The sequence below is a fragment of the Pseudomonas sp. HN8-3 genome, assembly GCF_020790195.1.
Taxonomy (GTDB): Bacteria; Pseudomonadota; Gammaproteobacteria; order Pseudomonadales; family Pseudomonadaceae; genus Aquipseudomonas; species Aquipseudomonas synxantha_A.
Genome location: NZ_CP086206.1, coordinates 5,013,405 through 5,033,936 on the forward strand (window position 1 = coordinate 5,013,405; position 20,532 = coordinate 5,033,936).

At 61.1% G+C, this 20,532-nt stretch carries 10 protein-coding genes; 1 reads left to right on the top strand and 9 read right to left on the bottom strand.

Going from position 1 to position 20,532, the window contains the following annotated elements:
• Positions 1 to 117: 117 nt before the first annotated feature.
• The 3 genes from LJX92_RS22320 to LJX92_RS22330 form a co-directional block, all read right to left on the bottom strand.
• Positions 118 to 4,293: a BapA/Bap/LapF family large adhesin gene (locus LJX92_RS22320; protein ID WP_228308961.1), complete on the bottom strand. Its 4,176-nt coding sequence runs from the start codon at positions 4,291 to 4,293 to the stop codon at positions 118 to 120.
• A 927-nt stretch (positions 4,294 to 5,220) separates the two neighbouring features.
• A complete protein-coding gene (gene mmsB / locus LJX92_RS22325) occupies positions 5,221 to 6,108 on the bottom strand; it encodes a 3-hydroxyisobutyrate dehydrogenase (protein ID WP_005791381.1) in 888 nt (295 codons plus the stop codon).
• A 15-nt stretch (positions 6,109 to 6,123) separates the two neighbouring features.
• Positions 6,124 to 7,641: a CoA-acylating methylmalonate-semialdehyde dehydrogenase gene (locus LJX92_RS22330; protein WP_228308962.1), complete on the bottom strand. Its 1,518-nt coding sequence runs from the start codon at positions 7,639 to 7,641 to the stop codon at positions 6,124 to 6,126.
• A 133-nt stretch (positions 7,642 to 7,774) separates the two neighbouring features.
• Between LJX92_RS22330 and LJX92_RS22335 the strand changes: the two genes are divergently transcribed.
• Entirely contained in the window at positions 7,775 to 8,722 is a 948-nt protein-coding gene (locus LJX92_RS22335) for a LysR family transcriptional regulator (RefSeq protein WP_228308963.1), read from the top strand.
• A gap of 127 nt (positions 8,723 to 8,849) precedes the next feature.
• Here the strand turns inward: LJX92_RS22335 and LJX92_RS22340 are convergent, their stop codons facing one another.
• The 6 genes from LJX92_RS22340 to recC form a co-directional block, all read right to left on the bottom strand.
• Positions 8,850 to 9,341: an OmpA family protein gene (locus LJX92_RS22340; RefSeq protein WP_032879478.1), complete on the bottom strand. Its 492-nt coding sequence runs from the start codon at positions 9,339 to 9,341 to the stop codon at positions 8,850 to 8,852.
• A gap of 5 nt (positions 9,342 to 9,346) precedes the next feature.
• Positions 9,347 to 10,609 carry a diguanylate cyclase domain-containing protein gene (locus LJX92_RS22345; protein WP_032879477.1) on the bottom strand — a complete coding sequence of 421 codons (1,263 nt, stop codon included), beginning with the start codon at positions 10,607 to 10,609 and terminating at the stop codon, positions 9,347 to 9,349.
• On the bottom strand, positions 10,606 to 11,172 hold the full coding sequence (locus tag LJX92_RS22350) for a YfiR family protein (RefSeq protein ID WP_032879475.1): 567 nt from the start codon (positions 11,170 to 11,172) through the stop codon (positions 10,606 to 10,608). Before LJX92_RS22350 ends, LJX92_RS22345 begins: the two co-directional genes overlap by 4 nt.
• Positions 11,173 to 11,304: 132 nt before the next feature.
• Positions 11,305 to 13,383, bottom strand: a complete 2,079-nt coding sequence (recD, locus tag LJX92_RS22355) for an exodeoxyribonuclease V subunit alpha (protein ID WP_032879474.1) — start codon at positions 13,381 to 13,383, stop codon at positions 11,305 to 11,307.
• Positions 13,380 to 17,051 carry an exodeoxyribonuclease V subunit beta gene (recB, locus tag LJX92_RS22360; RefSeq protein WP_228308964.1) on the bottom strand — a complete coding sequence of 1,224 codons (3,672 nt, stop codon included), beginning with the start codon at positions 17,049 to 17,051 and terminating at the stop codon, positions 13,380 to 13,382. The genes recD and recB overlap by 4 nt, the downstream gene beginning before the upstream one ends.
• A complete protein-coding gene (gene recC, locus LJX92_RS22365) occupies positions 17,048 to 20,500 on the bottom strand; it encodes an exodeoxyribonuclease V subunit gamma (RefSeq protein ID WP_228308965.1) in 3,453 nt (1,150 codons plus the stop codon). The genes recB and recC overlap by 4 nt, the downstream gene beginning before the upstream one ends.
• Positions 20,501 to 20,532 lie beyond the last annotated feature (32 nt).

Genomic DNA, 20,532 nt, shown 5'->3' on the forward strand with positions numbered 1-20,532 from the left:
GTTGTCAAACCGGAGGGGGACAACAACGAACCGTGACTGGCATCAGTCACGGCCCATCGCTGCAAGCTTGTTGGTAAGGAAAACCGGGCATTGCGGCCCGGTTATCGGGAAGTGGCGTTACACCACGTTGATGCCGCTTTGTACCCAAAGCTGATGGGCCTGATCTTCCGCACTGGTGTAGACCACGTACTCCAGACCGTTCTCTACTTGCGTCACACCGCCAGTCCAGTCGCCGGTCAGGTGCACGCTGTCCTGATCGTCGCCCTGAATCATCAAGCGATCCGACTCAGGCCCGGTGATGGACACCAGGTCTTCCAGGCTCAACGTCAGGTCCACTGCGCTGATATCGTTCAGGTCGATACTCTGCACATCGCTGACTTTGCCGATCAGGTCGGTGAGGTTGATGGCAGCATCCCCCCCTTCCCACAGCAACCCGTTTGCACCCGCGCCCGCATCGACGTGGGTGAAGTCGGTGTCATCAACCACCGCCGCATCGTGGTGCTGAGCATCAACGCTGGCGGCGTCATCCGCGGCCTGATCCACCGCCCCCAGGGCTGCGGCAAAGCCGACACCCTCAGTGGCAGGCGCGCCCGGGTTGGCGTCGTCCCAGACCAGGTCACGGTCTGGCGAGTCGATGCGGATGTACACGTCTGCGGTCTCCTCCTGACCCGTCGGCGTGGTGAGTTTGTAGGTGAATTTATCCACCTGGCCAATCTCATCCAACGTCAGGCCGGCATTCGGCGTGTAGACGTATTTGCCATCGGCAAAGACGGTCAACGTGCCGTGCTCACCGACGACTTGCGCCCCCGTCTGCCCAGGCACCACATAGGCCCCGGCTACCAGCACGCTCAACACCGTCAATGGCGAACCGAGCACATCCGGTCCGGCCAGGCTGCCAGCCAACAAGTCGCCGGTGGCGTTGGTCATTTCACCGGCCACAAATTGCGTGGTGAAGGTGGTAGTCAAGGTCTGAGCCACCGTGATGGTCGACAATGACAGCACCGAGCCTGTGGATGCGGTGACCCGATACGAACCGGCGTCCAGCCCGGTGAACGTATGCGACGACTGGGTGGTGGTCTGTTGCGTTTCCCATTGGCCTGCAATCAGTTTTTGCAGATTGACGGTGGTGGACGGCAACAGGGTCAAGCCGGAAGCGCTGACATCGACCTTCAATACAGCCGTAGAGTCGGCAGCCACGACGATGACTTCGCCCGTACCCGAGCCCGTGCCGATCGCCGGCAGGTTGTAGCTCAAGGCCGGCGCGTTGGCTTCTGTCACCAGGTTGACGATCGCTATCTGCGCCGAGCCCAGGTCATCGTTCGCTACCGGGCTGACCGTGCCTGGAGCCGATGGGTCTGTTGCGTTCCAGGTCACGTCGACACTTGGGCTGTCGATGCGCACATACAAGGTGGCGGCGGCAGAACCACCCGCACCATTGACCAAGTGGTATTCGAACGCATCCACTTTGCCGATGTTGGCGACATCGCCGTTCGGGGTGTACTTGTAGTCACCATTGGCAAAAATAGTCAGTTGACCATATTGGCCTTGCAGCACCGTGCCGGTAGTGGCGTCCGCATCGACGAATTCACCGCCGACCTCGACCTGCACCTTGACGGGCCCGCCGTTGCCCGGCACATCCGGAGTGCCTCCCACACCCGGGTCGGTGATGACGTTGCCGGAGACTTCGGGACCGGCTTCGCCAGTGAAATCAGTCAGGCTGTTGTTGGTGACGCTCAATACCGCCGTCGCCCCCGCACCGATGCTGACCAGGTTTGGGTCCAGTTGGAGGGTGAAGCGATATTGCCCGGCCTGCAGCCCTTCGATCTCGGCAGTGGTGCTTTGACCGAACAGGCCCAACAGATCCAGCAAGCCCGAACCGTTACTGCCCTGTTGAACCGGCAACCAGCCACCCGCGCCGTCGCTGACCTCCAGGACCGCAGTGAAACCGCCTCCCAGCAGCGAAACCAGATCCGCCTGGGCAAACTGCAGGTTCAGCGTGCCGCTGGAACCTTCGGCAACCGTGAACTCCTGTGCCTTGGTGTGATCGCCCAGGATGATCCCGCCAACACCCAGCAGGGTGAAGACACGCATATCCGCCAGGTTGGTGTTGGATGTAACGGGTTTGATGGTCACTTCGCTTGTGGCGAGGTCGTCGAAGGCTTCTAGGTCGGCGTCGGCATCGGCGTCAGCATCGGCATCGGCATCGGCATCGGCATCGGCATCGGCGTCAGCATCCGCATCCGCATCAGCATCCGCATCAGCATCGGCGTCGGCATCCGCATCGGCATCGGCATCGGCATCGGCATCGGCATCAGCGTCGGCGTCGGCGTCGGCGTCGGCATCAGCGTCAGCATCGGCATCCGCGTCGGCGTCGGCGTCCGCATCGGCGTCAGCATCAGCGTCGGCATCAGCATCGGCATCGGCATCGGCGTCCGCATCAGCATCGGCATCGGCATCGGCGTCAGCGTCCGCATCGGCGTCGGCATCGGCATCAGCGTCAGCGTCAGCGTCAGCATCGGCGTCGGCATCCGCATCGGCATCCGCATCGGCATCCGCGTCGGCGTCGGCGTCGGCATCGGCGTCGGCGTCGGCATCGGCATCGGCATCAGCATCAGCATCAGCGTCGGCATCGGCATCGGCATCAGCATCGGCATCGGCATCGGCATCGGCATCAGCATCAGCGTCGGCATCAGCATCCGCATCCGCATCCGCATCAGCGTCGGCATCGGCATCGGCATCAGCATCAGCATCAGCATCAGCGTCGGCATCGGCATCGGCATCGGCATCGGCATCGGCATCAGCATCAGCATCGGCATCGGCATCGGCATCGGCATCAGCATCAGCGTCGGCATCCGCATCAGCATCAGCATCAGCATCAGCATCAGCGTCAGCGTCAGCATCAGCATCAGCGTCAGCGTCAGCATCGGCATCGGCATCAGCGTCAGCATCGGCGTCAGCATCGGCGTCAGCGTCAGCGTCAGCATCGGCGTCAGCATCGGCGTCGGCGTCGGCGTCAGCGTCAGCGTCAGCGTCAGCGTCAGCGTCGGCATCCGCGTCCGCGTCGGTATCATCAATATCAACGGCGACCACGTTAGTCGGGACAGACTCATTCCCCGCAGGGTCCGTCAAGGTGACGGCAAGCGTTTCACCGTTAACCTGAGGCGTGTTCAAGGTCACTTGGAAGGTGCCATCATCTCCCACTGCCCCAGTGCCGATTACATTGCCATCGGTATCCTTTATGGTCACCGTGGCATTGGGTTCGCCTTTACCGCTGAGCGTTGCGCCGTCGGGGCTCAACGCCAGGTCGGTCGGTGCGGAAGGTGCGGTGGTATCACCCGCCACCACAGGGCTGGCAGGGGATTCATTGCCGGCAGCGTCTTTGAGAATGACGCTCAGCGTTTCGCCGTTAGTCTGCGGCGTGTTCAAGGTGACCTGGAAGCTGCCGTCATCCCCCACCGTGCCGGTGCCGATTACATTGCCATCGGCATCCTTTATGGTCACCGTGGCATTGGGTTCGCCCTTACCGCTGACGGTCAAACCGTCAGGGCTGACCTCCAACTCTGAAGCGGCGGCAGGTGCCGTGGTGTCACCGGCGACAACGGTTGCAGGCGGCGAGACTTGGCCCAAGGCATCCTTGAGGGTGACTTGCAGCGTTTCACCATTGGTTTGCGGTGTGCCCAGGCTGACCTGGAAATTACCGTCTGTGCCAACGGTGCTGGTGCCGAGCACATTGCCCGCAGCATCTTTGACCGTTACCGTCGTACCGCTCTGGCCTTTACCGGTGAGGAGTGTGCCCGCACTGTTGACGGCCAGACCGCTCGCGGCTCCTGGAGCGGCGGGTGGCGAATCGTTACCACCGCCTCCGCCGCCGCCGCTCATTGCCGCCGCAGCACCGCCCACGGCGAGTAGCCCCAGCCCCCACAGCACCCAGCTCGGGATGGAACTGTCTGCGGCAATGGCGGCCACACCCAGCTCGTCGAGGGTCGAAATTTCAGTAAAGGTGAAGCCCGAATAAGGCGTGGAATAGTTGCCAAGCAACAAAGTACCGTCTTCACCCTCCAGCACCAGTTGGTTTTTCGCACCGTCGGCGCCCACCACAAAAAAGTTCTGAACCGTAACGGTCTCACCTGACTTCAGCGTGACTACCAGATTCTGCCCGGACTGTTGAAACGACTGAACGCTTTCCGGCCCGAAGGGCAACTTTACAATGCTGGTACCTTTGAGGCTGGTAGTTCCCAAGGCATGTTCCGTCGCCGTCCCCGTCGCCTTGTCGACAATTGTTATATTTTTCATCTCTCACCCGTTTCAATTTATGGACACACAAAGCTCAGCGCGAGCGAATGCCCACGACAGTGATTACCGTCGAGCGCTAAATTTGTTTTTGCGTTATTGGTGAACTGTTCGGACTAAGTGGCGATCACCCAACGCCCGTTTCTTCACGCAGTCGCGCGTTGATGGGCTCGGACTCGCGACTCACAGGCGGCAATTGATGTGACAGGCAGGTAAGCCTGGAAGGCGCCGCCACCGGCAATGAGTGGGTACGCCCGCAAGCCCACAACTCAAGCAATCGGGAGAGATGGAGAGCCATGAGACTGGCCTTGTCGAGTCCCTGACCGGTGTGGGCCAAAGCAGCTGATCGCTCGGCAATACTCGCTGTCCGCTTCCTTTCGCTAGCCATTTTTAAGGCACCTGCACAACCTGGAAAAAATAAAACACTGCGGAGAAAACTGTGGAGGCATACCCAACTGAAAACTCCCGCCAGCCAGATACTAGCGAGGCAATAGCCGACATCAAAGGGAAAACTAAACAGGTATTAAGCACGCCTAATTAACGGTCATGCCCATCACATATATGACGCCCATCAATTATTTTTTCATCATCACACCATGATAATTAATCACTCCACATATGCGACCCACATGATGAATCAATGATCAAAAACCGAGAAAAACCATCAAACCTTTTCAAGTTGTAATAATTTATTTCAAGGTGGTACACACCTCAAACAGGCTCATGCGAACCAGTTAGTTGATTAGTAATAAAAACGCATATAGCAGCGAAGCTCGCGTAATGCGAGGCAGCAAAAGTTGTAATCACGATGGGGACAGGTATTAGGGGATATATCGAGGGGGCAGGTGCACAAGGCGCCTGAAATGCTGCGAACGCATAGACAAGCCAACCTCCGAGAACCCACCCAAGGAGGGCTCTCGGAACTTGCCTTTATTGAGGTTTGCGATAGCTATTGATGATGGCCGAGAAGTCTTTACCCCCCTCCCCGCGCTGGCTCATCGACTGGTACAACTGCTGGGCCACTGCGCCGAGGATCACCGGCTGATGCGCCTGGCGTGCGGCTTCCGTGGCCAGGCCCAAATCCTTGAGCATCAGGTCGGCACCAAAGCCACCGGTATAGCCACGCGATGATGGCGCGGTTTCGATCACGCCCGGCCAAGGATTATAGGTATCGGAACTCCAGCAGCGCCCGGTGGAGCTGTTGATGATGCCGGCCAGCACTTGCGTATCAATGCCGAGCGCATCGCCCAGGGCCATGGCCTCACTGACGCCGACCATGCTGATACCCAGCAGCAGGTTGTTACAGATCTTGGCGATTTGCCCGGTGCCGACATCGCCGCAGTGCACGATGTTGCGGCCCATCTGCGCCAGCACCGGTTGCAGGGTAGCGAATAATTCCGGGTTGGCGCCGACCATAAAGGTCAGCGTCCCGGCCTGGGCACCGCCGGTGCCACCGGAGACCGGTGCATCGGCCACTGCCACGCCTTGTTTCGCTGCCGCTGCAGCTACATCACGGATGGTTTGCGGATCGATGGTGCTGCAATCCACCGCTGGGACGCCTTTGCCGATGCCCGCGAGCACACCGTCGTCATTGAGCCATACGCTGCGCACGTGAGCAGCGGCCGGCAGCATGGTAATCACCAGTTCTGCGCCCTGGGCCGCATCACGCGGTGAGCTGCTGATGGTGCCGCCCAGTTCGGCGAGTTCCTTGAGTACCGCCTGGTTCAGGTCGAACAGGTTAAGCGCGTGCCCAGCCTTGATCAGGTTACGGGCCATGGGCGCGCCCATGTTGCCCAATCCAATAAATGCAATCTTCATGCTCGTCTCCCAGGTTCAGCGCAGGTTGATGGTGGTGTTGACGCCATCGTTGACCGTGTCGTCATCAAACCAGCGGCTGGTGACGGTTTTGGTCTGGGTGTAGAACTGCACCACTTGCTTGCCATACGGGCCCAGATCGCCGAGCTTGGAACCGCGCGAGCCGGTGAAACTGAAGAACGGCACTGGCACCGGAATCGGGATGTTGATGCCGACCTGACCCACATCGATTTCGCTCTGGAATTTACGCGCCGCCGCACCGCTCTGGGTGAACAAACCTGTGCCGTTGCCGAACGGGTTGGCGTTGACCAGGGCGATGGCTTGGTCGAGGGTGTCGACTTCCAGCACCACCAGCACCGGGCCGAAGATTTCCTCGGTGTAGATGCGCATGTCGGTGGTCACGCCCGAGAACAGAGTCGGGCCGACAAAGTTACCTTGTTCGAAGCCCGGCACCTTGATATCGCGGCCATCCAGCTCCAGCTTGGCGCCTTCTTTCACGCCGCTTTCGATCAGTTCAAGGATGCGTGCCTTGGCGCGCTTGGAGATCACCGGGCCGACATCCGTGCCGGCTTCGCTGCCAGCATTGACCTTGAGCTTTTGTGCCAGGGCCTTGAGATCCGGCAGCCACTGCTTGGACGCGCCCACCAGCACCACCACCGAGGTGGCCATGCAACGCTGGCCCGCCGCGCCGAAACCGGCGCCGACCAGGGCATTGAGGGTGTGTTCACGGTTGGCATCCGGCAGCACCACGGCGTGGTTCTTGGCGCCCATCATCGACTGCACGCGCTTGCCGTGTTTGCCGGCCAGGTCGTAGACATGGGTGCCGACGGCGGTGGAACCGACGAAGGACACGGCCTTGATATCTTTGTGAGTACAGAGTGCATCCACCACATCCTTACCGCCGTGCACTACGTTGAGCACACCGGCCGGTACGCCGGCTTCCAGCGCCAGTTCTACCAGCAGCATGGTCGACAACGGGTCTTGCTCGGAAGGCTTGAGGACGAAGGTATTACCGCAGGCAATCGCCATCGGGAACATCCACAGCGGAATCATCGCCGGGAAGTTGAATGGAGTGATGCCGGCGCACACGCCGATAGGTTGGCGCAGGGTGTAGGTGTCCACGCCACCGGCCACGTTTTCGGCGAATTCGCCCATTTGCAGGGTGCCGATGGAGCAGGCGTGCTCGACCACTTCCAGGCCACGGAAAATATCGCCCTCGGCATCGGCAATGGTCTTGCCCTGCTCGTTGCTGAGGACCACGGCAATGCGCTTGGAATGTTCACGGATCAGGGCTTGCAGCTTGAGCATGATGCGCATCCGCGCACCGATCGGCGTCAGCTTCCAGGTCTGAAAGGCGCGATGGGCAGCGTCGATGGCAGCGTTGACTTCATCGGCAGTGGCAAACGGGACTTTGGCCAGCACTTGCTGGGTGGCCGGGTTGACGATGTCTTGCCACTGGGTGGTCTTGGATTCGACCCACTCGCCGTTGATCAGCAACTTGACCTGTTGCACGGAAATATCGGCAGATGCGTTCATGTGGTCTCCAGAATCTTGTAGTTATGCAGAGAACCAAGGCGTTGAATCGCCTTGAAGAATGAGGCGTTCGGACTGTTTTTGGAGTATAGATGTGCAAACTTCTAATAAGAACGCACATAAAAGCCGGTCCAATATGCAAAAAAACATCACCTCTCTAGGCGCCCTGAACTGGGATGACCTGAAGTTTTTCCTCGAAGTGGCGCGCACCCGCAAGGCCAGCGTGGCCGCCAAGCGCCTGGCGGTGGACTACACCACCGTGTCGCGGCGCATCAGTTCACTGGAAGTGTCGCTCGGTACGTTGCTGTTCGAAAAATCCCGGACCAACGGCTTCGTGCTCACCACCGAGGGCCAGCGTTTGCTCGGCTACGCGGAGTCCATCGAAAGCACCCTGCACATGGCCTGCGAACAAGTCTCCGGCTCCGGCGTGGCGCTGTCCGGCCATGTGCGCATGGGCTGCACCGAAGGGTTCGGTAGCTTCTTCGTCACCCCGCAGTTGAGCCATTTCGTCGACACTTATCCCGCGATCTCGGTAGACATCCTGCCCCTGCCCCACTTCATCAGCCTGTCCAAGCGCGAAGCCGACATCGTCATCGCCCTGGAGCGCCCGGAACACGGGCCGTATGTGTGCTGCAAACTGTGCGACTACAAACTGCAGCTGTACGCCACCCAGGACTACCTCGACCAACACCCGCCAATCCGCAAACCTGCGGATTTGGCCGAGCATCCGTTTATCAGCTACGTGGATGACCTGGCCTTCAGCTCGGAGCTGCTGTACCTGGCCAACGTCGTGCCCGGCGCCAGCGCCAGCCTGCGCAGTACGAGCGTGATCGCGCAGTACGTGGCGGCGCAGCAGGGCCGGTCGATGGCGATATTGCCGTGCTTTCTGGCGGTGCAGGATCCGCGCTTGTTGCCGGTGCTGGGAGAGCAGATTGCGATTACGCGGCAGTTCTGGATGTATTGCCGGGAGGATTTGAGGAAGTTGAAACGAATTACGTTGTTGTGGGACTACATCCGGGAGGTGACGGAGCAGAATCAGGGGTTGTTGATGGGGCAGACGCGGGAAATGCGGTTTGCAGACTGAATGTGGGAGCTGGCTTGCCTGCGATAGCGGTGTATCAGCAAAAGCTATATCTACCGATCAACCGCCATCGCAGGCAAGCCAGCTCCCACATATTGAATGCATTTCAGCTGGGGGAAGGTGAACCCGCTTAGTCTGCGATCACAACAATCGACACCCGGCGATTCTCGGTGCGGCCTGCTGTGGTCGTATTCGGCGCCACCGGCTCGCTGCTGCCCAAACCGCGCAGTTGGATGTTTTCTTCTTTCATACCCACGCGGGTCAGCACCTTGCCCACGCTCTTGGCGCGGCGCAGGGACAGCGCCACGTTGTAGGGTTCTTTGCCGGAGGCGTCGGTGTGGCCGTCGACACGTACGCGCTCGATGCCCGCGCCTACCAGGGCCTGGCCGATGCGTTCGACGATGTCGGTGCTGGGTTTGTTGAGGGTTTCGATGTCGCTGCCAAACAGGACCTTGCCGGACAGGCCGAAGGCCCAGCCCTCGTCTGTCAGCTCGAAGCCTTGCTGCTTGAGTACGGCGACTTGCGCCGGGGTGAGCCCCTTGGGCGGGGGCGTCTGGCAGCCACTGAGGGCCAGGAAGGCAACGAGTAAGGAAATAAATAAAACGCGTGTGTTAGCGAACAAGGGAATCAACTCCTGTGTTGAACGTTGACGACGGGATGCTCCGACTCCGCCGTTTGCTGGCCGCCTGAAGACAGGCGTTTGGCCTGGTACATCGCCGCATCGGCGGCGTTGAGCAAGGTGCCGGGAGTGGCGCCATGATCGGGATAAATGGCAATGCCGATACTGAGGGAGGTCAACACCTGAGTACCCCCTGGCAGCGAAATCGGCACGTCCATACTGGCAATGATTTTATCGGCGATGCGATGGGCGTCTTCGGCCTTGTGCAGCGGCGCCAGCAATACCGCAAACTCATCGCCGCCCAGGCGTGCCACCAGGTCATCCTCGCGCAGTTGCGCACGCACGCGATCGGCAACAGCCACCAACACGGCATCGCCAGCAGCGTGACCGAAGCTGTCGTTGATGTCTTTGAAGCGGTCGCTGTCGAGAAACAGCACCGCCACCCGCTCGTTGACCTTGGCGGCACTACGCAAGGCGCGAATAAGCCGGCCTTCGAAGAACGCGCGGTTGGGCAGGCCAGTGAGGCTGTCATGGCTGGCCTGGTGGGCCAGGGTTTCGTTTTCGCTTTGCAGGTGGCTCTGCCAGGCCTCCATCTCGCCGAGCAGGGCGTTGAAGTCGCTGCCCAGGCTGTCGAGTTCGGCGATCTGCGCCGAGGGTACGCGGCGGTCAAAGTCTCGCTCGCTGCGCGCGGCGTGAGCGACGGCGGCCAGGCGTTGCAGTGGCACGGTGATGCCATTTAACAGACGCCGCGACAAGTGCAAGGCCACCCAGGCGCTGAGGGCGGTGCAGATCAGAATCCCGATCAGGCCGCTGAGCAAGAAGCGCAACAGGCTGCCACCGTGGCCGACCAGATGGATGCTGCCGACGGTTTGCCCTTGGCGCAGAATCGGCTGGCTGATGGGCTGTTCGAGCAGGGCGTGCGCTATTTGCAACTCGACCCGTGACAACATGCCGGTTTCCGGGCGAACCCAGCGCGCCAGCAGCTTGCCGTTGATATCGAATACTTCTGCCTGGGCCACTTCTTCGGTGGAGGCGATCAGGCTCAGGGCTTCGGTGGCCGCCGCGCTGTCGTTGAACACTACAGCCGCTTCCACGGTGTAGTTGATGGAGCGGGCGATCAGGTGCAGGTTGTGCTCGGCGTAAACCCGCAGGGCAAGTACGCCGAGCAGGGTCAGGGACACACTGGCCAGGGTGACCGCCACCAGCGCCAGAATCATATGCCCGCGGGCAATCACCGAGCGCAGGGTCGGCCGCACTTTATCGCGGCTCATGAGCCAGGCGCTCGACGGCGAGACAACTGCAACACACTGGGATGGATACGCACGCCGCTGCGGGCGACGGAATCCAGGTTGACCTCGAACGACACCTGCTCATCGCTGACGCGCAGGCAGAACAGGCTGCCCACCGTGCACTGGTCGCCCCCTTCGCTAATGCTGAGTACAGGGTGGCCAATCAATGAGGTAAACAGGCGGTTGCGTTCGTCGGGGGTGATTTTGCCGATGTAGACGGCATCGCAGGCATTGACGATATCCGGATGATCGACCAGCAGGCGCCGTACCAGCACTGGACGACCGGTGGCCTGGGTGGTGCCTTTGACCAGGTCATCGGTGTACTGAGTCGGCCCCACAACACACAGCCGCAATTGCGCAGGCTCCACCGGCCATCGCGCATAACTGAGAATGCCCAGGACGACCTGGGTGACCGCCTGGGCGCGCTGCTCGGCGAGGCTCGGCGTCTGCGCCCAGACGCGCGGTGCGAGCAGGCACAGAACCGCCACCAGCAACATCCGTCTCCAGCTCAAACTGCGCTCTGTGGGCGAGACAGCCACGTTCATGCAGCACTTCTCTCAGGTATTTTCCAGGGTGATGCCGCAACGATAGCACAGCGGCGGGAAACCCCATGCCGCACGGCTGACACGAGGCCTACTATTTTTTCAGAAAAATCAGACATCTGAATCAGAAATATTTCATGACCTATCAGTCAGTTTTTCAGGCACGGCGTCCAACTCCAGCATCAACCCGCTCAAACGCTTGACCTTGCGCCGTACCGCCTCCTCAAACACCCCACCGCGGGGCTCGATCAAGCTGAACCAGCGCTTGGCGCGGGTAATACCGGTATAGATCAACTCCTTGGTCAACACCGGGTTCAAAGCGTCCGGAAGGATCAGCGCCGTATGGGTGAACTCCGAGCCCTGGGATTTGTGCACGGTCATCGCATACACGGTTTCAACATCATTCAAGCGGCTGGGCAGCACAAAACGTACGCCGCCCTGGCCATCGTTACGTGGGAAGGCCACCCGCAGCACGTGGGAGCCGCCCTCGTTTTCGGGCAATTTCAACGCGATACCGATGTCGCCGTTCATCAGGCCCAGGCCGTAATCGTTACGGGTCATCAGTACCGGACGACCTTCGTACCACTGCTCGTCGCCTTCGATCAGGCGTACTTTGCGCAGGGCCGCGGTGATGCGCTGATTCAACCCTTCAACGCCCCAAGGGCCTTTGCGCACGGCGCAGAGCAGTTGGAACGCATCGAAGGCTTGCAGCAACTGTTGCGCCCAATGCGTCCAGGCCGCGTCATCACGTGGCGTATCCAAGGGTGGACGTGCCGATTGCAGCAGATTCAGGTAGTAGCGATAGCCTTGGGCGCCGTCGCCCTGGCCGTCCAGCACCAGGCGCTCAAGGGCATAGTCATGCTCGCCCTTGAGGCTGACGCAAAACAGGTCGTCATGACGACCTGCGGCCAACAGCTGACGTGCCTGTTCGGCATTTTGCTGGTTGACCCAGCGCGCCAGCTGGCCGATGCCGCTGCCTTCGCCGAAACGACGTGAATAGCGCAGCATCACCACCTGCTGGGCCAGGGGATGGCTACCGTCGAGGTCTTCTTGCAGGCCGCTGGCACTGAGGTCTTCGCCGCTGACGGCTTGCAGCCATTGCCGAGTGTGCGGGCTGTACCAGCCGTCTTCGGCATCACGACACAAATCACCGAGTACCGCACCCGCTTCCACCGACGCCAATTGGTCCTTGTCGCCCAGCAATACCAGACGCGCATAGGATGGCAAGGCGTCGAGCAGGTTGGCCATCATTTCCAGGTCGATCATCGAGGCTTCATCCACCACCAGCACGTCCAACGGCAATGGATTACCGAGGTGATGCCGGAAGTGGCGAGTACCGGGACGACTGCCCAGCAGGCGGTGAACCGTGGTGACCTGCGTCGGGATTTTTTCCCGCACGCTGTCGGGCACTGTCAGCGACAGCACTTGCTGGCTGATGGATTCGGTCAGGCGCGCAGCGGCTTTACCGGTGGGCGCGGCCAGGCGAATGCGCAACGGGCTGCCGGACTCCACGGCGGGCGCCTGCAGCAACGCAAGCAGGCGCACTACGGTGGTGGTCTTGCCGGTGCCGGGGCCGCCGGTGACGATACTGAATGCGCCGCGGGTAGCCAGCGCACAGGCAAGTTTTTGCCAATCAATCACCCCATCCGGCGCCGGTTGGTCGAACAGGCGGTTGAGGCGTTGTGGCAAATCGGCAGCTGCGGGCTCCACGCTCGCGAGGCGCAGGCGCAGGGCGCGATCGATACGTCGCTCGTAGGTCCAGTAGCGGCGCAGGTACAGGCGTTTGCCGGACAACACCAATGGCCGGCTCTGGGCCACGTCGCTGCCATCGACCGCCAGCGCGACCAGTGGGCTGCCCGCCAGGGCATGGCACCAATGGGCACCGTCCAGGCCGTGCAGCAACTGCGACGGCAGCAGCATGGCGCCGGTGTGCAGGTCGCCTTCGGGCGGCAAAGACAGGGCGAAGTCCGGCGTCTTGAGGGTTTCGAACAGGTCCAGGCAGACGTGGCCATGGCCCAGTTGATGGCTGGTCAACGCGGCCGCCAGCAGCACCAAGGGATCGGCCTGGGCATCAAGCTCGTGCAGGAAGCCCACGAAGGCTTTGTCCAGGGCCCGCAACCAGCCACGCTCGACCCAACGCTCAAGCAACTGCACCAGGTCAGTGGCGTGACTCAGCGGTGCCAGCTCCTCCAGCGGTAACGGCGACAGGCTCATAGCAACACTCCTTGTTCCCAGACGGGCTCGACCTTGGGCGCAATTGGCTTGCCCTGGAACAACAGGTCCAGGCTTTCGATCAGCTCACGGGGCGGCCGGGTGAAATACGCCCCCTGGCTCACCGACTGGGTGCCACGCAGGAACAGGTACAAGGCGCCGCCGACGTGCTGGTCGTAGTCATAATCGGGCAGGCGTGCCTTGAGCTGGCGATGCAGGGCCAGCAGGTAAAGTACGTATTGCAGGTCGTACCGATGCTCAAGGATCGACTGCTCCATGGCTTGCTGGGTGTAGGCCGAATCGTCGGGGCCGAGCCAGTTGGATTTGTAGTCCGCCACGTAGTAGCGCCCCTCGTGTTCGAACGTCAGGTCGATAAACCCCTTGAACATGCCGTTGAGCAGCACCGGCTCCGCGGCCACACGGGAAACGCCGCCGTGGGTGTGCCGGCACACCAGCTTGTCGAGGGTGAGCACATCGACTGTGTGACTGGCGAACCAGAACTCCATTTCAATCTGGTACTGCTCAAGACCGCTGAGGGTCACGTGGTCGTTGTACAGCGGCAACGGCGTTTGCAACAGATGCCCCAGCCAGCCGCTGAGGGTGACGATCCAGCCTTCCCAATTGCGGCGGTTACAGCGTGCGCCCACGGCCTTTTCAATGGCCTCGGGCGTCACGTTGAAAGCCTCTTCACCGGCCCACTCCAACAAGCCGTGGAGGAAGGTGCCTGGATTAGGCCCGCGTGGGAAACGGTGAATATCACCGCCGGACGCCACCACTTCCCGTGGTGCATCGGGGTCGAGGCGTTCGTCATCGAACAGCTTCTGGGCCTGCGGGCTTTCCGGCGCTTCGAGGCTGGCGGCGCTCATGCTGTCGCCAATGCGCAAGGCACTGTAGGAGGCAATCCACCAGTTTTCCGCAGCCTTGCGTTTGGGCAGCAACGGCGCAAGCAACGTCGCTTCATTGCGCGGCGGGTGAAACAGGATGTCCTGGATATCCGGCACAAGGCCATAACGGATGGCCGGGCAACCTTCCTGTAAATCCAGCAACCAGCGCGCCAGGCCGGTGGACTCGCCCAACGACGTCCCGCCCCCCAGCAAATACCCCAATGCCGACAGGTGCAAGACCGAGCTGCTGTTATTGCCGCGCTTGAGGTCGGCAATGCCCAGCCAGCACGCGTGTTTGGCGCGGGTCAAGGCCACGTAGAACAAACGCAGGTCTTCGGCCAGGCGCTCGTCATCGGCTTGGGCGATCAGCTCGGCCGTTGGCCGCAGGCTCACTTGGGACTTGCCGTGTTCATCGTGGTAATGCAGCGGCAAGCGACTGCCATCCACCGGTTTGGCCGAGCAGATGAAGGGCAAGAACACCAGGTCGTATTCCAGGCCCTTGGATTTGTGGATGGTCACCACCTTGACCAGTTGCTCATCGCTTTCCAGACGCAGGATCTGTTCTTCACCGGCCTGGCCCGACAGTGCCAGGTGTTCGGCCAAGTGGCGGATCAACGCCTGTTCACCATCGAGTTCCGACGCGGCTTGTTGCAGCAACTCACTGAGGTGCAACAGGTTGGTCAGCACGCGCTCGCCATCACTGCGGGCGATAAGGGTTTGAGGCAGCTTGAAGTCGTGGAGCAGGCGACGCAGCATCGGCAGCACGCCTTGGGTGCGCCAGATTGCGCGGTAGCCACGGAACTGCATCACGCGCGATTCCCACGCCAATTCGTCCTGGTTCAGACGCTCCAGTTCCGCCAGAGACAGGTTCAAGGTGACGCAGGCCAGGGCGGCGCGCAGCGGGCGCTCGACATCCGGCTCGGCGCAGGCCTTGAGCCAGGCCAGCAGGTCGTGAGCTTCCTGGGCGGCGAAAACCGAGTCCTTATCCGACAGGTACACACTGCGCACGCCACGGCTGGCCAACTCAGCGCGCACGGCCTGGGCTTCCTTGCCGTCGCGTACGAGGATGGCGATGTCTGACGGCAATACGCCCTTGAGGCTGCCCTCTTTTACAAAACCTGCTGTGCCTTGCTGCCCACCATTGAGCAACGCGACGATCTGTGTGGCGCAGGCCGCAGCCAAGTGCTGACGGTAAACCGCGGTGGAAATCGGCTGGTCGGTAGGCAGGTGCCACAGGTTCATGGCCGGCAACGGTTGGCCGTCAACCTGCAGGTGCTCGCTGCGGCCCTGGGACAGCACCGGGTGAAACGGCACCGGGTTCTCGCCGTTGGGCTCGCGGAACAGGAACGCACCACGGCCGGTTTCCGCACGCTGGAACACGTGGTTCACCGCTTCGACCATCGCATGGCTGGAGCGGAAGTTGGTGCCCAGGGTGTGATGGCGGCCGGTGGTGGACTGCCGGGCGCGCAGGTAGGTGTAGATGTCGGCACCGCGAAAGGCGTAGATCGCCTGCTTCGGGTCGCCGATCAAGAACAGGCCACTGTCCAGATGGTTTTCGTCGATGCGGTAGATGCTGTCGAAGATGCTGTATTGCACCGGGTCGGTGTCTTGAAATTCATCAATCAGCGCCACCGGGAATTGCTCACGGATCACACTGGCCAGGCGCTCGCCACCGTCTGCCTGAAGGGCCGCGTTGAGGCGGATCAGCATGTCGTCGAAGCCCATTTCAGCGCGGCGACGTTTCTCTTCTTCGAAGCGTTTACCCACCCAGCCAGCCGCATGTTGCAATACCGCGGCGTCGGGCGTTGGCAATGCATCGAGGCTGGCTTTGAGGCCGGCCATCGCCTCGATCCCCGGGTGCTGCGGCGGTTCGCCCTTCCAGGCTTCGGCCATGCCCTCGGGCGTCAGGCGCGTGAAGCCGGTACCGATGTCCAATTGCTCCAGGGTTTCATCGGCGGCCCAGGCACTGATCTTTTCGAACCAGGGTTCGAAGTAGCGCGCTTGCATCTTGCGCCCATCGACCGTTTTGGCGGCGACGGCTTGCAGGCAGATATCGCGCAGCTCGGCGGCCCATTGTTGCCAGGGTGCCTTGAGGGTCGTCAGCGCGGCGCGACGCTCTTGCAAACAAGCGTTGATCAGTTCGGCCGGTTCGCGACTTTCGTCGGTGGGCCGCTCGCTGCCGAACAGCGCACGCACCCTTGGCATCAGCGCCGCGGGGCCGCCCCAATTGTTGCGCACCCAGTTGAGCGCATCGTCGTGCATCGGGTAGCAGAACAATCGCCAGTAATCGCGCAGCACTTCGCCCAGCAGGTCGCTATGGTCAGTTTCCAGGGTCTGGGTGAACAGGCTGCCACTGTCGAACGCATGTTCACGCAACATGCGCTGGCACCAGCTGTGGATAGTCGAGACGGCGGCTTCATCCATCCATTGCGCGGCGATGTCCAGGCGGTTGGCGCAGGCCGGCCATTGCTGCGGAGCGTATTGCTCGCGCAGGTCGGCGATCAACGCATCGGGCTGTTCGATTTCGTCGCGAAAGAAGCGCGCAGCTTCGGCCAGGCGGATGCGGATGCGTTCACGCAGCTCCTTGGTGGCCGCATCGGTGAACGTGACGACGAGAATTTGCGGCGGCAGCAGTTCGCGGCCGAAGCCGGACTCATCACCACCATGGCCGAGCACCAGGCGCAGGTATAACGCGGAGATGGTGAAGGTCTTGCCAGTGCCGGCACTGGCTTCAATCAACTGGCTGCCTTTAAGCGGGAATGCCAGGGCCAAGGGTTTGCCGATCATGCGCTGGCCTCCGCGCTGGAAAGCGATCGCCATGGTGCGTTGATGAGCGGGCGATACAGGGTTTCGCACCAGCCTTCGAATTCCTCACTGGCGACCAACGCCGCGTAGTCGGGAAATTGCCGCGTGAGAGCAGGCGTTTCGCGGCGTTCGCCGTCAGTGGTGATGCCATCGCCTTCGTAAGCTTTGCTGGCCGCGGCTTGGGCCTTGGCGGGGTCAGTTTGGCCGAGCCAGGCGAAAGCGGTTTTTACTGCAACGGGCAGCGGTGTGCTCATACCGGTGTGCCAAGCCAGCAGCAGGTTGCCGAGGATTTCCTGGGCAGTAGGTTTATCCAACGGCTCGAGCAGCAAGGTGTCGTCACTTGCTACCAGGCCGGTACTCAATGGCAGGCCACAGGCGCAGGCCACCACATGGTTGACCCAAGGGCGGATCAAGCGATGCCACTTGCGTGTCTTGATCGAGCCAATGCTATTGGGGATGGTGGTAACGCTTAACAGGCCGCCATCACTGCGGCGATGCAAGCCGCTGATCCAGCCTTCCAACTGAATGCCTCGATACTCAAAACTGATAGGTTCAGCGCCGGTATGTGGGGTCGGCCACAGCGCCAGAAGCTGTTGATAGCGCTGCACCAGGTCAGGCAACGGCTCGATCAACTCCTTACGCAGGCACTCACCGAAACCGACCATCGGCAACAGGCCACTGCCCTGCAAACGCAGGGCTTGGGCGTTGAGGGCCTGGTCGAGGTGATCGGGGTGGGTCAGTGCAGCATTTAGCAGACTGTCGCTGAGGCTATAGCGCTGCAGTGCGTCGAGGACGAAGGGTTCTTCGTCAGCCAGAGGCACTTCTGCGGCTTCGAAGAATACTTTCAGACGCTGGCTGAAGAAATGTTTGACTGGGTTGCGCAAGAAGTCCTGCAACTGACCGAGGCTCAGGGGTTCTTCCTGTTGATGCTGCAGCAATACATTCGCTGGGGGCATGACATCCCGCGCTTCATGCAGCAATTGCCATTCGCGGGCGTAGCTGAACAGTGGATCGCCTTCATGGAAGTAGCGGGCGCTGAAGGGTTGGAGCGGGTGTTCCTGGGTCATTGCGTCGATCAGCGGCTTATCGCTGCCGGCGTGCTGCCAGCCGCTGGCGAGGTGGTCGTGCAACTGGCCGATCAATACCGAGGCAGGGCGATCGCTGTTATCGCGGATGCTGCGGCCAACCCAACTGATATAGAGCTGGTCGCGGGCCGAGAGCAGCGCTTCGAGCAGTAAGTAGCGGTCGTCTTCGCGGCGCGAACGGTCACCGGGACGGTAGTCGCTGCCCATCAGGTCGAAGTCCAGCGGCGGTTGTGCTCGTGGGTAGTCGCCGTCGTTCATGCCGAGCAGGCAGACCAGCTTGAACGGGATCGCACGCATGGGCATCAGGGTACAAAAATTGACAGCTCCGGCGAGAAAGCGCTGGGACAAGCGACCCTGATCCAATCCGGCCAGCCATGCCTCACGGACGACCGTAAGCGGTAACTCGTCCTGCAAGCCAACGGATTCGCAGGTTTCCAGCCAGGTCTCTCTCAGTTGCTCAAGCTGGCCCAAGAGGTAGTCATCGTGCTCGCTGCTGGGCAGGAAGAACAGCTGCATCAAGCGTTGCAATCGCTCGCCCCACACCCTGGGAGCAGCCGGTTGTGATAACGCCTGATGGGCATCATTCAAGGCATCGAGCAGGGCGACCAGCGGGCCGATCAATGCCGCATCGAGGCCGCCGATTTCGTCGTAGGGCTCAATACCTTCACAGGCCATGCCAGTGCCGACTGCATAGCCCAGCAACATACGGCGCAGGCCGAATCGCCAGCTGTTTTGTTCCAGATCTGTGGGTAGACCCAAACCGACACGTTGTTCGGCGTTCAGCCCCCAGCGGATACCGGCGCCTTCGATCCAGCGATGCAGGGTGGGCAGGTCGCGCTCTTTGATAGCAAAACGCTCACGCAGGGCGGGAACGTCGAGCAGGTCGAGGATTTCACTGACGGGGAAACGACTGTCGGGAAGCTTGAGCAGATGTTCGACGGCGATCAGTAGAGGATCGCGGCCGCGTTGGCCTTGGTCTGTCAGGGTATAGGGGATGAAGCGTGGGTCATTTCGCTCAAGCTGGCCGAAGACCGCGCGGATGTGCGGCGCGTAGCTGTCGACGTCGGGAACCATGACGATGATGTCCCGAGGGCGCAACGTTGGATCGGCGCTGAAGCGTTGGAGCAATTGGTCGTGGAGGATTTCCACTTCGCGCTGGGCGCTGTGGGCGATGTGGAACCGGATGGACGTATCATGCTCCAGATCAACAGCGGGCCACAGTTCGCGGGTTTCATTCAGCGGGCGCAGTTCGAGGATATCGTCCTGCAGCTGGTTGAGCAGCGTGGTGGGTTCGCTGTCGCTGAACAGATCGATGCGCCCATCGCGAAATGCGGCGCGGTAGCTGTTGGGGTCATCGTAGCTGTCCAACAAACTGATGTAATCACGGCCCTGCTTGCCCCAGGCCGCCAGTAGCGGATGGGCGTGCTGGTGCAAGGTTTGGGGATCGATAGTGACCGGCATACCGGCTTTGCGCGCCTGGCGCTTGTATTCATTACGCAGTAAATCCTTGTCGGCGACGATGTCGGACCAATGATGGCGGCAAGGGTTATGTACACAGAGCAGGACCTGGCTGAAACGGGCCAGGCCAGCGAGGGCTTCCAGTGCTTGGGCCGGCAGTGATGAAATGCCGAATACAATCACCCGGGAAGGCAAGCCGGGCGGCGCTTGCTCAAGGCTGTTGATGCGCTCGATGAAGCGCTGGTGAACGCCTGCTCGGCTTTCAGCCATGCCCTCCTCTCCTACATCCAGCAGCAGCGCACGCCATAACTCGGCTTGCCAGCAGTTGGCAGGGTTGAGGGGCTTGGATTCGCCTCGACCATTGCGCAGTTGGTGCCGACCTGCGGCCCAGTCTTCCAGCCAATCAGCGCGGTAGACCTGGTATTGGTCGAACAAATCGGCCAGGCGCTCGGCAAGTTGGTAACGTTTGCGCAGGTCGGTGTCTTGAGTCAGGAAGCGCTGTAGGGGCTCAAAATGCGGCTGGCCAATCAGTTCGGGTAACAGGCGCATAAGACGCCAGGTCAGCGGGGCTTTATCGAGCAGGGACTTGGGTGGAATTTCATCACGGCCCAGGACCATGCGGTAGAGCTGCCACATAAAGCTGCCAGGCAGTTGCACGTCGATTGCTGCGGCAATGCCGCAGCCGCCCATATCATCTTCTTGCGGATCTTCAGCCAAGGCCAGCTTGAGCCATTGGGCGATGCCGTTGCTTTGTACCAACGCGATTTCGTTTTCCAAAGGCGCCAGTGGATAACGGCGCATCCAGCTGACCACCAGGCTGCGCAGTTCGTCCAGGCGGTTGCCGTGAACCACCATGAATCCAGGGCTGAGGGACGTCGCGTCCGGCATAACGGCTTCCTTGGGAAAAGCAAAATCGAGGG

Bases quoted from the DNA above. Each gene is read 5' to 3' on its own strand.
- LJX92_RS22320 (WP_228308961.1), bottom strand. From the start codon at position 4,293: ATGAAAAATATAACAATTGTCGACAAGGCGACGGGGACGGCGACGGAA.
- mmsB (WP_005791381.1), bottom strand. From the start codon at position 6,108: ATGAAGATTGCATTTATTGGATTGGGCAACATGGGCGCGCCCATGGCC.
- LJX92_RS22330 (WP_228308962.1), bottom strand. From the start codon at position 7,641: ATGAACGCATCTGCCGATATTTCCGTGCAACAGGTCAAGTTGCTGATC.
- LJX92_RS22335 (WP_228308963.1), top strand. From the start codon at position 7,775: ATGCAAAAAAACATCACCTCTCTAGGCGCCCTGAACTGGGATGACCTG.
- LJX92_RS22345 (WP_032879477.1), bottom strand. From the start codon at position 10,609: ATGAGCCGCGATAAAGTGCGGCCGACCCTGCGCTCGGTGATTGCCCGC.
- LJX92_RS22350 (WP_032879475.1), bottom strand. From the start codon at position 11,172: ATGAACGTGGCTGTCTCGCCCACAGAGCGCAGTTTGAGCTGGAGACGG.
- recD (WP_032879474.1), bottom strand. From the start codon at position 13,383: ATGAGCCTGTCGCCGTTACCGCTGGAGGAGCTGGCACCGCTGAGTCAC.
- recB (WP_228308964.1), bottom strand. From the start codon at position 17,051: ATGATCGGCAAACCCTTGGCCCTGGCATTCCCGCTTAAAGGCAGCCAG.
- recC (WP_228308965.1), bottom strand. From the start codon at position 20,500: ATGCCGGACGCGACGTCCCTCAGCCCTGGATTCATGGTGGTTCACGGC.